Raw genomic sequence first — 14,768 nt, forward strand, 5'->3', positions numbered from 1 at the left:
TAGGCAGCCTTATCGGCTGCCGTGTCATTATTTTATCCGTGGCGATCGCTTGGCATAGTCATCTGCAATGTCATTCAATTTTAGGAATTTCACCCCTGGATGACCAAGCATATGAGTTAAGAGGCGTTCGAGCATCATTAATACGTGCGGGCGTCCAGATACGTCCGGGTGAATCGTAAAAGTAAAGATCGCATATTCATGCTCACGGTAGACCCAATCGAATTGATCCCTCCACAACTGTTCGATGTCCCTGGGATTCATGAAACCTTGGCTGTTGGGTTTTGTTTTCATGAACATGAAAGGAGGAATATCGTCGATTGTCCAACTGGCTGGTAATTCAATGAGGTCCGTCTCTTCTCCGCGTACCAGCGGTTTCATCCATTCGGTCGGTGTCTTGGAATAATCTATCTTGGTCCAGGAATCACCTTTCCTGACATAATAAGGCTGATGATCATGATGCATTAGTGAATGGTCATATTTGATGCCATTTTCTAATAGAAGATCTGTGGTTACAGGAGAAAATTCCCACCATGGAGCGACATACCCAGTAGGTCTCTTCCCTGTTAATTTTGTGACCATGTCAATGCCTTTTAGAAGGACTTCTCTTTCTTGGTCAGGCGACATAGATATTGGGTTTTCATGACTGTAATTATGAACCCCGACCTCATGTCCAGCATTGACAACTGCTTCCATTTGCCGAGGAAAGGTTTCAATGGAATGACCAGGCATAAACCAGGTTGTGGGGATATTAAACTGGTCAAATAGATTCAGAAGACGCGGAGTACCTACTTCGCCAGCGAACATACCGCGAGATATATCGCTTGGAGAATCTTCTCCCCCATAAGAAGATAGCCAGCCTGCAACGGCATCTACACCCACTCCAAAACCACATAGTATTTCTTTCGCCATGAGTTATTACTCCTCATACAGAAAAATTGAAATAATATTGCGTTAAGAGGATTTCTTGACTAATTTCAAGAGAGCCTCGGTATCTAATTCATTAATTCCTTTTTTTAGGGCCATTAATTTATGCTCAGGGATGTTGTATCCCCAATTAGCCCAAAATGATTGAATGCCATGATCTAATGCATCAATAACATTTTGGATATTGTCATCAATAAATAGAATATCCTCATTTTTATCGAAGGCTATTGATTTTAGCAAGGTAAGAGTCTTGTTTTTGTCGGTCACCCTCCCATATATTTTATTTGCGGGTATGTTTAAACCATATTTACTTAGAATGAATAATATAGACTCTTCATCCTTTCCTGATACAATATAGATATCATTAGCTGTTTCAAATAAATTTGAAACATCCAATAGCGGACGGTGTAGTTCAGCCCAAAAACCAGGGTAGATACTTCTTGCCAGCTTCCTATAATGAATGAACTTATCCCTGAATATTTTCTTATCTTCAGTTGGAATTGATTCATATATAGTAGTGAATCTGTCATTATCTATAGCTTCGTTACCAAATTCAGTGAATGAGGCAATAAAGTGACCGTCATGGCGTACAAAATTCCTTAATTTCCTGAACCGTTTAGCCATCAGGCGTGGGATGTTTTGAAGTACATCTTGGTTAAAATCACTGAGAGGTCTGTCATGTAATACATTCCATGTAATTAGCATGCATTCGTCTACTCCATCAACCACGACCCCGTCGAAATCCATTGCTATTAACATCGAATTATACCACCAGCGGTTCTTTAAGGGTTTCGCCGCGCTTCCATCTATCTATTGCATCGAATGTCTGACGCATAAATTTTCCACATTCGGCATAATAGGAGCAAGTTATGATATTCCCGTCGACAACTACATCTGCTTCAATTACATTGGCGCCGGAATTAACCATATCGTCTTTCAGACCAACATAAGCGCAGGCGAGTTTGTCTCTTAGAATACCGGCAGAAATCATAATCCAGGGACCATGGCAGAGCCCAGCCACAACTTTCCCCTGTATTACCATCTGCTTTAGAAAATCTTTAACTCTCTGATCTTGGCGAACTCTATCAGGCGCTTCATGACCGCCAGTGAGAATAACAGCATCAAAATCAGTGGCGTTGAGTTGATCGAAATTAATATTGTCTTTGGATCTTTTATCCATAGGAACAGTGATGCCATATTTCCCTGTCACTGCACTTCCATCCTTTGTTGCAATAGATATATCGTATCCTTCCTCTTTAGAACGATAGTAAGTATAAACTACATCGTGATCCTGAAAACCTGGACCAGTGATTATCACTACTCGTGTCGGATTAGACATGTTATTTTCCTTCTTATTGCGTTACGGGACGTTAATTAAAAATACATTCTGACCACAGTACATTTCTGAGATGGCATCTTTAGCTCGTAGGATATGAATCTTTCCCATTAGATGGCTTTTTACATCTAATGAAATAAAAATAAAATCATCCTCGTCATTCAACATTTTTCTATCAAGATTTTTGACGGAAAAGTATGCTAATTTGTGTAGGTCATGTTCTCTGATCAATGTGCCTGCAGCTATCTGTTGCAAAGGAGGTAAAAGATCATGTTCCTGTGATTTCTTTTCATATGCCATATTTTGCCGGCCATAATTATCTTTAAGTCTGAGTAAGTCGAATTTGTTTCTTGGATTTTCAACTTCAATTAACTCGATACCTGATTTTCCCGAAATAGTCTGATGGAATACACCTTTTGCAATATATATGCTGTCGCCAGATTTTAACGCCTGATGTGTACCATCAAGAAATCTGGTCTCGCCATCACCATGTAGGCATATAAGGACGGTGTCTTTCAGTATATGACAATGCATTGAAGTGGATTGATTCTTTGATATATGAAGGCGCCATACATCAAAAATAGAATCACAATAAACTCTATACTCATATCCCCATGGTTTTTCTATGAATCCATTGAGATGTAAGTCTTTCTCAAATGACTCACCATTATTTGAAGTTGAAAGTAGGATTTTGTTTATTTCAAGCAAGTCATATACATTTGGAGTCCGGTTGTGGATTTCCATATGGTCGCTCCCCCGCTAATTGAATTGCTGAATGTTGATTTCACTTCGGTCAATCGTTCTGTGATTTCAGTCTATAACGGTTATTTAGTTCGAGAGAAATAACTTTTATGATGATTACCTATATTGTTTCTTTTGATCAGTCCTTCATACTCAATAATTACTGAAAACTATGCTTCTATACTTGGGTACTGTTAAAGATGCATAGATTCTATGCCGTCAGGAGGTCATAGCTCACAAGCGATTAAGATGCTCAGCAAGATGCCGAACTCGGACGTCAGCACGATACAGCTCATGATATATGTATTCGATGTTTACCAGAGGCCGCTTTATGTGATCCGGTAGGGACGGGGTACAGGTCAGTAAACCAGTCTGTCTCCATCAGTAGCATGCATGCCGAACCTGGGGACATTGTGGAGGTCGATACCAGCGGAGTGGTGATTGTCCTATGCGCAAAAGCTGAAGATGTCGCCAGAGTCTCTCATGAGATCGAGAAAACGAAGTCGCGGATAAGTGCATTGGACAATGAGGGTACCAGAGCGAATACGGAAAACCTGACGCGCCTTTTATGCCAGCTCAATGCAAGGTGCTTAAAGAATTTTCCTGGGGGGTGGGTAGTATGTTCTGGCCAATAACTTAAGTATGGCATCACGTTGATGCCGGACGTCAGCCAGAGAAACATCGGAATAAGCGCTTAAGGCACCGGAGCATGAAAAGCAAGAAGCCCGTTTACTAGACGTGCTTCTGAAATTTGGCCTCACTGATCGGGATCATCTTTGAAAGTAACTGGCTAATAAGTAAGCTAAAACTAAGTTTCCTTTCTGTTAAGACCACGAATTGTTGCGGGTAACATAAATCTGGGTTGAGCAATCCCTGGCATGTGTTGATCGTTTCTATCGTGTTCTTTGAAAAGGAAGCGTAGCTAGAGCGAACATTGAAGAGTCTGTTCTAAGATAAACTGTGTCCATAGAGGTTTGACTATCTGCTCCGTGCCAGAAGCGGACGTTTTCTTTGAGCCTGAACTGCCAAATTTCTATCAGTATCAAAACCATTAAACTGTGTGTGCCGCAAAGCGGTTTTCAGGTAATCCGGGACTGAGATCAGATTTAGCTTTGAGCAATGCACCGTCATATTCAGACAGCGTAGTGAGTCCCACTGTAGCCGTAGTGCAATAGAGACGGGTAAAACCCTCACCGGCGAGTGTCGGACAGGTGCTCTGGATTCCAGGTGACGTCAGAATAGCGTCTGTGGTCCCATCCGGGCGGTAACGGACAACACGGTTCCCCCCCCATTCAGCATTCCATAGATAGCCCATCTCATCCACGCAGGAGCCGTCAGGCGCGCCGCTGCCTTCGCTTTCGGCGAACACGTGCTGGTTCTGCAGCGAGGGGTAATCACAGCACATTATCCGACCCTGCATCGAGTCACAGTAATAGAGTGTGAAACCATCGGGGCTGAAACAGATGCTGTTCGGTATAGCGACATCGGGCAGTCCAAGCGTCTCAACAGTCAGCGTTGCCGCGTTGAGTCGATGAAACTTACCGATGACTTTAACGGGATAACCGTCATCCATCGTCCCGAAGACAAAATTACCGGCACGGTCACATCGTCCATCACCTATGCGGTTGCCGGTGTCTCCCGGTGAAGCGGCCACTGGGGTAATTAACCCGCTGTTGAGATCATAGAAAGCCAGCCTTGACGCGAATCCCATCAGCAGAATGTGACTTTGTTCAGTCAGTGCAAAGGAGCCAAGGCGTTCAGGCAGCGACCAGCGCATCACAGCATCATTGCCTTCTTCTATGGCGAGCAGTTCACTGGCTTCAATGTCCGTCCAGTAGAGCCTGCGGGTTCTTTCACACCACAGCGGGCACTCTCCGAGCGTATTCCTGACCTCAGCTGCAATTGAAAACATGATAATCCTCCGGATATAAAGGTCGTACTGCACGATGGCAAAAGTGGATAACGCAGTTACTGTAGAAAATGTGCAGAGAGCCGATCGCCGAAAAGCATGACGGCAAGTCCGATCAGCATGACAACCATTCCCCCCAGCCTGAGTAACGAAACCGGACGCCGCACCGCGCCCAGCAAGCCAAAATGGTCAATCATCTGCGAGGAAAGTAACTGTCCGACAATCGCCAGCCCGAGCAGAGCTGAAAACCCGATTTTCGGCGCAAGCACGACATAGCTGAACAGGGCACATGCGCCTATCATTCCGCCCGCCAGACTCCAGAGGGGTTGCGACGGGATCGCCGCCAGCGATGTCATCAACCCACCCCGCAGCAGCGCGTAAATCCCCAGACTGAACGCGCCCGCCGTAAATGAAAACAGCGCCGCAGTGACCGGGTCGCCGCCCAGTCCCTTTGCCAGCTGGCTGTTCAGGGTCGTCTGCAGGGTGATCCCCAGGCCTGCGGCAAAAGCGATTACGTAATAGATCATACCCATGCTTTTCATCCTGGTCAGTCGGCCTGCACCAGCGGCAGGAAGGTGTCAGCAAAAATGTCAGGCTGGTAGCCAGAGGCTGCAAAAAGGTGCTCACGCGACTCATCAATCGCCGCACGTAGTCGCGCGCTGTCTACGCCCAGCACCTTACCGTTCTGTTTAACGATGCGTCCGCCGATCATGACGGTGTCGATGTTGCTGCGCTCGGCGGCATGAACCACCGTGCCAAAGGCATTGCCGGACGGGTAAAGATTGAGATCACTGACGTTAATCATCACCAGGTCGGCTTGTTTGCCTGGCGTCAGGCTGCCCACTTTGTCCTGCAGCCCTGCACAGGCAGCGCCATCAAGAGTCGCGGCTTTAAGGAGTTGCGCCGCCGGAAGCGTTTTCAGCGCATGTTCAGAATCGCAGCACTGCTGCTGATGCATGCCCATCACGCGCTGCAGGTAAAAGGCGACGCGCATCTCCATAAACATATCGGTGCTGTACGACGTTTCATTGTCTACGCTCAGGCCAGGGTTGATGCCATGACGCTGCGCGGCCTCAATGGCGAACATCCCGCTTTCGATGCCATAGTGCGAATCTGAGCGCGGGCAGACGTTCACCCTGACACCGGCCTCCCGCAGAATTTTCCATCCCCGGTCGGGCAGCGCCGTGCAGTGATTGAAAATATTGTCCGGACCCAGCAGCCCCTGCTGATGCAGCAACTCAAGTTCAGACCCCATCTCAGCGCCAAAGAACTCAGTGACAATCGACAGTCCCAGCCTGCGGGCCTCGGCCCACAACTCCGGCTCCAGCTGGGCCATGACGGCGAGAGAGACCAGGCTTTCAGGGTTGTCGGTGAAATACTTATCCTGCAGACGCTGCCAGTTTCCCGGCCAGTGCGCTTTATCCCATTCGCCAGCTACCGGTGCGCCGGAAGCATGAATGGCACGAATGCCGGTATCAAGCAGGGCCTCGACGGCGGCATCGGAATGCGCTGCGGTTCGGCTGTTGTGCGAGTTATCGATCATCGTGGTGATGCCCGCGTCAATAGCGCCCAGCGCCGTCAGCAGGTTGCCAACATAGATATCGGCAGGACGGTAATATTTAGCGAAGGAGAAGTGCGTGGCGTTGCTGTAGTCGTCCAGGCAGGTGGCGTTTGGGTTAATTCGGCGCAGCTGTCCTTCCCATGCGTGACGATGAGAATCGACCATTCCCGGCATGGCGATCATGTTGGTGGCATCAATGACATGCGCACCCGGCACATCAAGGTTCTGGCCGACGGCGGTAATCGTTGAGCCGTTGATGAGAATATCGCCGCGCTCAATGTTACCGACGTTCCCGTCCATGCTCAGTATCGTCGCGCCACGAATCAACGTAGCCTGTGAAGTGACATTCTGATTGTTAACAATATTTCGGATGTAGTCGGTCATTAAACCTGCCTCTTTCCTGATTAATGGGGGAACGATACGCCACGTCATTAGCCTGAAAAAGATGCTTAAAGCGTTTTCATAATTCATAATTCGCGAATAATCAGACTCACTTTTACCCAGGAGCAGGACGATGGATCGGATTCAGGCTATGCAGGTTTTTATAAGGGTTGCTGAAGCCGGAAGCTTTGTGCGCGCGGCAGAGACACTGTCACTGCCAGCTTCCACCGTCACCAGCACGATTAAAAATCTGGAGAAATACCTGCAGGTGCGTCTGCTTAACCGGACGACGAGGCGGGTCAGACTCACTCCTGAAGGCCTGCAGTATCTTGCGCAGTGCCGGGAAATCCTTTCACTGATTGAACACACGGAATCCAGCCTGACCGATTCCGTCAGGCGGCCCCAGGGGCGACTGCGGATAGATATGCCCGGTGGGATCGCCCATTTTATCGTCATGCCGAATCTGAAAGATTTTTACCGGCTCTATCCGGATATTTATCTGATGATTGGCGTCAGCGACCGGCAGGTTGATCTTGTTCAGGAAGGTGTGGATTGCGTCATCAGAACCGGGGAATTAACCGACTCCACGCTGGTTGCCCGTCCCCTTGGCCGGTTTCGCTGGGTGACCTGTGCCTCGCCGGACTATCTCAGGGAGTACGGTATCCCTGAGACGCCGGAAGCGTTGTCACAGCATCGGGCAATCCATTACTTTTCCGGTTCGGGAAGACGGACCAATGAACTGCGTTTTACGCGTGGCACTGAGATGCTTTCAGTTCCGGTAGAAGGAGACGCAGCCGTTAACGAAACGGGACTCTATATCAGACTGTGTCTTGAGGGTTTTGGGCTGGCGCAGCTTGCTGAGAATGTGATTTCGGAGAATCTGCAGCAAGGCAAGCTGGTCGAGGTTCTGGCGGACTGGCAGCCACCTTCAGTGCCGGTGACGATGCTCTATCCGCATCAGCGTTTTCTCTCTCCCGCAGTGCGTGCTTTTGCTGACTGGGTCGCCGGGCTTTTTAACGATGGCGCAGGTCAAAAACGGTCTTCTCTGTAAAAGGTCGCCTTAAGTAGCAGGGATATTTATGGGAACGATAATGGAGAGTATCCGCAGCAGGAGAACAGAGCGCTCTCCTGCTGTGTCGGCAAATTCAGCCCGGCTGCTGTGCCGGTTCCAGGTGTGCATTTCGTCCGGCCGCCATTCCGGTGCAGGCACCAGCGACCGCGATTGCTGCGGTCATCAGTAATGGCAATGTCCAGCCTCCGGACAACACCTGTACTTTGCCCAGCAGCAGCGGCCCCATCGCCGCCATCAGATAACCGACGCTCTGCGCCATGCCTGACAGCGCGGCAGCGTCACCGGCATTTTTGGTACGTAGCCCGATGAAGGTCAGGCCCAGCATCATACTGGCACCCGAGCCGAAGCCGAGAAGAGCAGCCCACAGCATCCCCAGATTCGGCAGGTACAGGATGCCGATAAAGGACGCAGCGGTTAACAGGCTGACGCCGGCAGCGGCTGCTTTCTGATCGTTGAGGCGACGCAGCGTGGCCGCCAGAATCAGGCCGGGAATGGCGGTGGTCAGCTGAAGAATGCCGTGTACTTCACCGGCCTGGGCTGAGGAGAGTCCACTGTCCGTTAGAATGGCGGGCAGCCAGCCGACAGCAACATAAAACGGCATCGCATTCAGGCCCATAAACAAGGTGACCTGCCATGCCAGAGGCGAGCGCCAGACCGCGATGGTCGCCGTTTTTTTCTCACCCGCTGCTGGCAACTGATGCTTCATCTTTAACTGGGGCAACCATAAAAGCAACGCAAGCAGCGGTGCAATAACCAGCATGGCTAACGCGATGTTCCAGCCCCAGCTCTGCGTCAGAGGAATGACAACGGCTGAACCAATAGCACCAGCCGCGCCCATGGTGATGGAATATGCCCCCGTCACGGAAGCCACGTTGCCAGAAAAGTCGCGTTTGATAAGGCCAGGCAACAGGACATTGCCGAGCGCAATCCCGATACCTATCAATATGGTCCCGCCATAAAGCGCCCAGACACTGCCTGTGGAGCGAAGCAGGATGCCCGCTGAAATCACGACCAGGGCACCAAAAAGGGTGCGTTCAAGACCGTACTTGTGTGAGATGGATGCGCTCAGCGGTGAAAAGGCGGCAAAGGCCAGTAAAGGCAGCGAGTTAAGCAACCCAACGGCAGTAATACTTAGCCCAAAATCATGGCGAATAGACTCTAAAACGGGTGCGATAGCGGTAAAAGGAACACGCAGGTTGATAGCTATAAAAAGGATGCCGGTCACAAGTATGATTGAAGACCACTTGTTCGTAGTGTGGGACATAAATTTTGCTTTCTCTGGTAAAAAGAGAGACTTTAAAGGACGCATGAGTTACAGAATATAGATAACCTGACAACATATAACTAAATCATGCCAGTTAATAAAAAACCGGTGACCTCACCGGATGAGTTTAATGCCGATGCTTTCAGTCAGGCTGCTATCGCGCTGCATGTATCATCGTCAGGCGAGTATGCAGGTCAGAGTCCGCACGCTCACCGTAAGGGACAACTTATTATCTCTTTGCGCGGTGCAGTGAGCTGTGAGGTTGAGGATGCGCTGTGGCTTGTTCCACCGGGACATGCTGTCTGGGTTCCGGGTGAAATATCCCACAGTTGCCGGGTCACGAAGAATGCAGATACCTGCTTTCTTTTTATCGAACCCGGCGCGGCAGCGATGCCGGAAATCTGCTGTACCCTGGCGATTACTTCTCTGGTCCGCGAGCTTGTTCTGTATCTGGCAGAGCAGGGACAGGCTTATTCACCTGACAGTAAAACCGCCAGGCTCGCAGCGGTGCTGCTGGAGCATATTCCGGATGTGCCGGTTGAAGCGCTCCATCTTCCCGTATCCGATCATCCTAAAATCCGGAATATGGCTGAGGCACTTTTTAATGAGCCTGATGATCGGCGAACGTTAAAGCAGTGGGCTGCACATCTGGTCACCAGCGAACGATCGCTGGCCAGGCTGATAAAAGAGGCGACAGGAATGAGCTTTGGTCGCTGGCGTCAGCAACTGCATTTGATGATTGCCCTGAGCCATCTGGCTGAAGGTCAATCCGTGCAGCGCGTAGCCGGAACGCTGGGATATGATTCTGTCAGCGCGTTTATTACGATGTTCAGAAAAGCGCTGGGGAAATCACCGACGCAATATTTTTCGTCTCTAAACTAATGCAAAACAACACAAACCGAATTTTTATAAAGAATGCCAGCGTCCGCTGTTCGCTCATAACTGACCTAATCCGTTTCCGTAGATAGTTCTAAATGATAAGCGGAACTCACACTTTCGATTCACGCAGGTCAATTCGGTTGAAGATGCTCATAAACGGCTTAACAATTTATATGAACTGAAGCCAGAAAAATGCCGTACCAGTACAGACTGATACGGCTATTTTTGTGGTTTATTTTGTCAGAGGGGTTATCCCATTGTGCAACTGATTTCCTTCCCACAAATATAAGGTGGGGCATACGCTCTCCGGCACATATCCAGATAATCCGACCACCATTGCATCATCGCTTTACGGGCATCAAGATATTCTGCTTTATGGATGTAAGCCGCTCGAACGCTGTTACGCTCCTTGTGACTCATCTGCCGTTCAACCGCATCCTGTGCCCATAGGCCAGACTCCATTAGGGTACTACATGCCATTGCCCGAAATCCGTGGCCGCAGATTTCATCTTTTGTGTCATAGCCCATCAGGCGTAGCGCCTTATTGACTGTGTTTTCGCACATCGGTTTATACGGATTATGATCGCCGGGGAATACCAACACCTGATGTCCGGATATTTCCCGTATCTGTTGCAGAATAGCAATAGACTGGCAGGAGAGTGGAACGATATGTGGAGTGCGCATTTTTGCACCACGGCCAGAGTAGCGGACGCCGGGGATGGACTCGCGAGTGGCAGGAATGGTCCAGATTCTATTTTTGAAATCGATCTCAGACCAACGGGCGAAACGCAGTTCGCTGGAACGGATGAATAGGTGAAGGGTGAGTAATACGGCCAGGCGGGTTAACTCTCGTCCTTGCTGGTAGTCCTCAATGCGAGCTAACAGTTCCGGTAGCCGCTCCAACTGAAGGGCGGGGTAGTGACGTTTAACGGGCGGGGCAATGATACCCTCCAGATTTGCTGCCGGATTGTGCTCTATCAACTCCTGATGTACGGCATGACGCATGATGTTGCACATATGCTGCCGGGTACGTGCTGCGACTTCCAGCAGACCTTTTTGCTCAATGCCTTTCAGAAGGTCGATAAAGTGACGAGGTTTCAGTTCAGCTACCGGCAAGTGTCCAATCACAGGGAATATATGATTGTTCATGCTGGCAAGCAGACGGGAGGCGTGGTTCTCTGACCATGTCCGGTTGCTTTTATGCCAGTCCAGTGCCACATACTTGAAAGTTTTTTCTGGCGAGTAAGTGGCTCTTTCAGCAGAGCGCTGTTGTGCTGGATTGATATTATGCGCCAGCAATTTACGGATACCATCACGCTGTTGACGAGCATCAGCCAAAGACACGTCGGGGTAGGCGCCTAAGCCAAGTCGAGATTCTTTTCTACTGATACGATATTTGAGATACCAGAGACGTGAACCGCCTGGATTAACCAACAGGTACAGACCATGGGAATCGGAAATTTTGAAGGGTTTAGCGGATGGTTTTAAGCTGCGGATTTTTGTGTCGTTAAGAGACATTTGGGGGTCACTCCGTCATCGAACCAACATGACCCCAAATCTGACCACCAAATTCTCCCGATGCGGAGAGAAAACTAAAAATGCATCGGGAAGATTTTTCACACTAACTCGTTGAATCTAAATCGTATAAAGATTCGTGAAGATGCATGAAAACATAAATTTGGCTCCTCTGACTGGACTCGAACCAGTGACATACGGATTAACAGTCCGCCGTTCTACCGACTGAACTACAGAGGAATCGTGTGAACGGGGCGCATAATATCCAGAGGGCTCCGGAGTGTCAACGCTAAATTCGTTAAAAACATCCGACTGCTCAGCAACTAATCAATATGGATGCAAAAGGGCAGGTTAGTGCGAAAAAAAGTCCTTCAAAACGGGATTTAACAATCGCAACGCTGACCGCGCAGCTGCCTTGCCAGCGGGTCTTGTTGGTAAAAACGGGTAAAATGGCCGTATACCAGCGGAAAACGCTCTGAAAGTAATTCTGGTGCACTGAAGAAATATTCGGATAGCACGGCAAAACATTCGGCAGCATCGGTCGCAGCATAGGCGTCCATGCTGGCAGCGTCTTCACCGACTGTATCGATTTCATCCTGCAGGTTTTGCATCGCGGCGTGTAAATCGTGCTCCCACGACACTACTTCACGCAGCGGAATAGGCGGAATACCACTGACTTCACCGCCGTTGCGCATATCCAGTTTATGCGCCGCTTCGTGGATGATCAGGTTAAAACCCGAGTTGTCGAATGAGTCCTCGATGTCCTGCCAGTTGAGGACAATCGGCCCCTGATCCCAGCTTTGTCCGGCGTGAATTTGTGAACCAGCATGTACCAGCCCGTTTTCATCCTGCCAGGGAGCATCAACCACAAAAGGGGAAGGGTAGAGCAGGATCTCGTGAAAACCGTCGAGCCAGGCGGCGCCCAGTTCCATGACAGGCAGCGCAAACAGCAGCGCGATACGCGCCTGCATCAGCTCCGTCAGGTCAACGCCTTGCAAAGGAACCAGCCGTTTTTGTTGCAACAACTGGCTGGCAACCTGAATCAGACGCAATTTTTCATCTTCGTTCAGGCAAGACAAAAGTGGGATATTCAGCGCATCGTTCCATACGTCTGATTTCTCAATTTTCAGTTCATTCGCTTTCCACGGCCACTTAATCATCATCTTGCTCGCAAAGTGATCAATCGGATTGTCAGCAGTGTTCTCCGCCAGAGTACTCCAATACAAGTAACTTCAACAAGTTAGCTTTGTCACAGGACTGAATCTGTATGGATGTTACACACCAGTGGATTTTTAGCAAAAAGCGCACGCATCTTATAAGACGTAGCTCACGTTATTAGTCTAGTCACAGAGTCACGAAAGTGCCCGCTGCCTGAAGAGGATAGCACCTGCCGCAGGCGGTCTGAGAATCAAAGCCATTTCCCGATAAAAATCTCCGGTGGTACGGGCTTGCCGAAAAAGTAGCCTTGCAGGAATTCCAGCTGGTAGGGCGCGAGATAATTCACCTGCGTCTGGGTTTCAATTCCTTCCGCCACGATGATCATTTGCAGGCGTTTAGCCAGATCAATCACATTATCGACGATATGTTCGGCCAGCGCATCGGTGCCAATCCGGCCGATGAAGCTCTGATCGATTTTCAGAATATCGATATGGAATTTTTGCAGGTACGCCAGACTGGAATGCCCGGTGCCAAAGTCATCCATTGCGATCAGTACGCCCATCTGGCGCAGCGTGCGAAACAGGCTGTAGGTGATTTCACCCGGTTCGATTAATTCACGCTCGGTCAGTTCGAGTACCAGATTGATCGGATTCACCTTAAAAGCATCAATAAAAGCTTTGCAGTCTTCAGCCAGTGAGTGGTCTTTGAAATGACTGGCGCAGATATTGAAACCGAAATGGAAATTTTTAGGCAACTGTGCCGCCAGCGGGCCGAACTGCTCACGCACCTGTGCCATGATGAGGCGAGTCATGGGCACAATCAGGCCGCTCTCTTCAGCCAGCGGAATGAACTGATAAGGCGGGATCAGACCTGACTGCGGATGTTGCCAGCGCATCAGGACTTCAGCCCCCGTCACCTGATGGGTAGTGCCGTCCACGACGGGTTGCAAATACGCGATGAACTGTTTTTTCTCCAGCGCCTCTTTCAGGGCAGCTGTCGGGCCGCCCACGCGACCGAGCAGAATATAAGTCATGAACGCGATAAATAAGCTGAGCAGCGGAAATAGCACCAGACTGACGGTTGCGTAATCGAAGACATAACCCCAGTGATCACTTTGGCGGATCACTAAACGTATAGCGTAAGGATAGTGCTGAGAAGTCAGCTCCATGCGTTCGCCGGCCGGCCAGTCTTCACCGCGGTGAATGATGCCGTTACTGTCCATCCACTGGTCGCCAACCTGTAACGCCAGATAAGCATGGGTACTGAGCAATGACAGAATGTTATGCAGAAAATAGCCATCGACACCGACCAGCACACCGCTGCTGTTAACATCATGACGATAGGCAATAAGGGGGTGATTAGGCGTGACGCTGTTACCGCTCATCAGCATCAGTCTGCCACCCACGAATTTGTCGGTCGAGATAGTGTCAGAGCGCGGGCCAAACAGGGAAGTGCAGTAAATCGTATCCTGGTGATAAAGATTGACCGTACGGACATTGGGCACTTTCGCCACCTGCCAGCGCAGCGCTTGCAGAATCCTGGCATCACAGGGCATGCCAATCAGATTTTCAACGGCACTGGTTGCAATGGCGGCATTATCCAGCGTCATATCCACCAGCCTCACGGATTGTTGCAAATTTGCAGCGGTATCACGTCGTAATCCCTGAGATGTTTGCCATGAGATTGCCAATGTTCCGAGTGCAGCGACAACAACGAAGGCGAGCAGTGAAACGCATATCCGGACAGAGCGTCGGTTTAACCAATTTAAGGTCAAGGGTAACCACCAGTGAGAGCCTGAGAGCGACGATTCGCCCCGTCAATATAACCTATAACGGTGTTATTCACTGCCACAAGGCAAATAACAAGGCCAATCTGAGAGTGCTGATAATCTCATTTTTAATTCATATTATGAATAGTTATGGATTCAACTGTAATAAGTTTAAATCAAAACCGGCCCCCGGCGGCCAGGATGAGTATTTACCGGACATACCGTTACATTTTGCAAACGAAAGACTGAATCAGCCGGTC

General features: G+C 49.4%; 13 protein-coding genes and 1 tRNA gene. 2 read left to right on the forward strand and 12 right to left on the reverse strand.

Annotation, left to right across the window (positions count from 1 at the left end):
• Positions 1 to 27: 27 nt before the first annotated feature.
• From ACOZIO_RS00125 to ACOZIO_RS00155, 7 genes are all read right to left on the reverse strand, one after another.
• Entirely contained in the window at positions 28 to 909 is an 882-nt protein-coding gene (locus tag ACOZIO_RS00125) for a polysaccharide deacetylase family protein (RefSeq protein ID WP_180786675.1), read from the reverse strand.
• Between the two features lie 42 nt (positions 910 to 951).
• Positions 952 to 1,683, reverse strand: coding sequence for an HAD family hydrolase (locus tag ACOZIO_RS00130; RefSeq protein WP_421594782.1), 732 nt, complete (start codon positions 1,681 to 1,683; stop codon positions 952 to 954).
• A gap of 4 nt (positions 1,684 to 1,687) precedes the next feature.
• Complete coding sequence (locus ACOZIO_RS00135) at positions 1,688 to 2,263, reverse strand: DJ-1/PfpI family protein (RefSeq protein WP_015689825.1); 576 nt, start codon at positions 2,261 to 2,263, stop codon at positions 1,688 to 1,690.
• 21 nt (positions 2,264 to 2,284) lie between these two features.
• Positions 2,285 to 3,004 (reverse strand): cupin domain-containing protein, encoded by a 720-nt coding sequence (locus ACOZIO_RS00140; protein ID WP_024359926.1) that lies wholly within the window; start codon positions 3,002 to 3,004, stop codon positions 2,285 to 2,287.
• Between the two features lie 1,048 nt (positions 3,005 to 4,052).
• Positions 4,053 to 4,913, reverse strand: coding sequence for an SMP-30/gluconolactonase/LRE family protein (locus tag ACOZIO_RS00145; RefSeq protein WP_421594783.1), 861 nt, complete (start codon positions 4,911 to 4,913; stop codon positions 4,053 to 4,055).
• A 56-nt stretch (positions 4,914 to 4,969) separates the two neighbouring features.
• Positions 4,970 to 5,443 carry a DMT family transporter gene (locus tag ACOZIO_RS00150; RefSeq protein WP_421594784.1) on the reverse strand — a complete coding sequence of 158 codons (474 nt, stop codon included), beginning with the start codon at positions 5,441 to 5,443 and terminating at the stop codon, positions 4,970 to 4,972.
• A gap of 14 nt (positions 5,444 to 5,457) precedes the next feature.
• Entirely contained in the window at positions 5,458 to 6,855 is a 1,398-nt protein-coding gene (locus ACOZIO_RS00155) for an amidohydrolase family protein (RefSeq protein ID WP_421594785.1), read from the reverse strand.
• 130 nt (positions 6,856 to 6,985) lie between these two features.
• Between ACOZIO_RS00155 and ACOZIO_RS00160 the strand changes: the two genes are divergently transcribed.
• Positions 6,986 to 7,903, forward strand: a complete 918-nt coding sequence (locus ACOZIO_RS00160) for a LysR family transcriptional regulator (protein ID WP_042569315.1) — start codon at positions 6,986 to 6,988, stop codon at positions 7,901 to 7,903.
• 94 nt (positions 7,904 to 7,997) lie between these two features.
• Here ACOZIO_RS00160 and ACOZIO_RS00165 read toward each other — a convergent pair whose 3' ends face one another.
• Positions 7,998 to 9,188, reverse strand: a complete 1,191-nt coding sequence (locus ACOZIO_RS00165; protein ID WP_421594786.1) for an MFS transporter — start codon at positions 9,186 to 9,188, stop codon at positions 7,998 to 8,000.
• A gap of 87 nt (positions 9,189 to 9,275) precedes the next feature.
• Between ACOZIO_RS00165 and ACOZIO_RS00170 the strand changes: the two genes are divergently transcribed.
• The gene (locus ACOZIO_RS00170; protein WP_129639815.1) at positions 9,276 to 10,070 is read left to right on the forward strand and encodes an AraC family transcriptional regulator; all 795 of its coding nucleotides are present in this window, start codon (positions 9,276 to 9,278) and stop codon (positions 10,068 to 10,070) included.
• Positions 10,071 to 10,316: 246 nt separating this feature from the next.
• Here ACOZIO_RS00170 and ACOZIO_RS00175 read toward each other — a convergent pair whose 3' ends face one another.
• The 4 genes from ACOZIO_RS00175 to ACOZIO_RS00190 form a co-directional block, all read right to left on the reverse strand.
• Positions 10,317 to 11,585 (reverse strand): tyrosine-type recombinase/integrase, encoded by a 1,269-nt coding sequence (locus ACOZIO_RS00175; protein ID WP_421594787.1) that lies wholly within the window; start codon positions 11,583 to 11,585, stop codon positions 10,317 to 10,319.
• 161 nt (positions 11,586 to 11,746) lie between these two features.
• Positions 11,747 to 11,822: transfer RNA gene (locus ACOZIO_RS00180), tRNA-Asn, on the reverse strand.
• Positions 11,823 to 11,965: 143 nt separating this feature from the next.
• Positions 11,966 to 12,742, reverse strand: coding sequence for a DgsA anti-repressor MtfA (mtfA, locus tag ACOZIO_RS00185; protein ID WP_129952102.1), 777 nt, complete (start codon positions 12,740 to 12,742; stop codon positions 11,966 to 11,968).
• Positions 12,743 to 12,990: 248 nt separating this feature from the next.
• Positions 12,991 to 14,514 carry an EAL domain-containing protein gene (locus tag ACOZIO_RS00190; RefSeq protein ID WP_421594788.1) on the reverse strand — a complete coding sequence of 508 codons (1,524 nt, stop codon included), beginning with the start codon at positions 14,512 to 14,514 and terminating at the stop codon, positions 12,991 to 12,993.
• Between the last annotated feature and the right edge of the window lie 254 nt (positions 14,515 to 14,768).

Origin of the sequence: Rahnella sp. PD4 (genome assembly GCF_049199325.1) — a bacterium.
In the GTDB taxonomy this organism is placed as follows: domain Bacteria; phylum Pseudomonadota; class Gammaproteobacteria; order Enterobacterales; family Enterobacteriaceae; genus Rahnella; species Rahnella perminowiae.

Coding starts and splice junctions, on each gene's coding strand:
- ACOZIO_RS00125 (WP_180786675.1), bottom strand. CDS start 909: ATGGCGAAAGAAATACTATGTGGTTTTGGAGTGGGTGTAGATGCCGTT.
- ACOZIO_RS00130 (WP_421594782.1), bottom strand. CDS start 1,683: ATGTTAATAGCAATGGATTTCGACGGGGTCGTGGTTGATGGAGTAGAC.
- ACOZIO_RS00135 (WP_015689825.1), bottom strand. CDS start 2,263: ATGTCTAATCCGACACGAGTAGTGATAATCACTGGTCCAGGTTTTCAG.
- ACOZIO_RS00140 (WP_024359926.1), bottom strand. CDS start 3,004: ATGGAAATCCACAACCGGACTCCAAATGTATATGACTTGCTTGAAATA.
- ACOZIO_RS00145 (WP_421594783.1), bottom strand. CDS start 4,913: ATGTTTTCAATTGCAGCTGAGGTCAGGAATACGCTCGGAGAGTGCCCG.
- ACOZIO_RS00150 (WP_421594784.1), bottom strand. CDS start 5,443: ATGGGTATGATCTATTACGTAATCGCTTTTGCCGCAGGCCTGGGGATC.
- ACOZIO_RS00155 (WP_421594785.1), bottom strand. CDS start 6,855: ATGACCGACTACATCCGAAATATTGTTAACAATCAGAATGTCACTTCA.
- ACOZIO_RS00160 (WP_042569315.1), top strand. CDS start 6,986: ATGGATCGGATTCAGGCTATGCAGGTTTTTATAAGGGTTGCTGAAGCC.
- ACOZIO_RS00165 (WP_421594786.1), bottom strand. CDS start 9,188: ATGTCCCACACTACGAACAAGTGGTCTTCAATCATACTTGTGACCGGC.
- ACOZIO_RS00170 (WP_129639815.1), top strand. CDS start 9,276: ATGCCAGTTAATAAAAAACCGGTGACCTCACCGGATGAGTTTAATGCC.
- ACOZIO_RS00175 (WP_421594787.1), bottom strand. CDS start 11,585: ATGTCTCTTAACGACACAAAAATCCGCAGCTTAAAACCATCCGCTAAA.
- mtfA (WP_129952102.1), bottom strand. CDS start 12,742: ATGATTAAGTGGCCGTGGAAAGCGAATGAACTGAAAATTGAGAAATCA.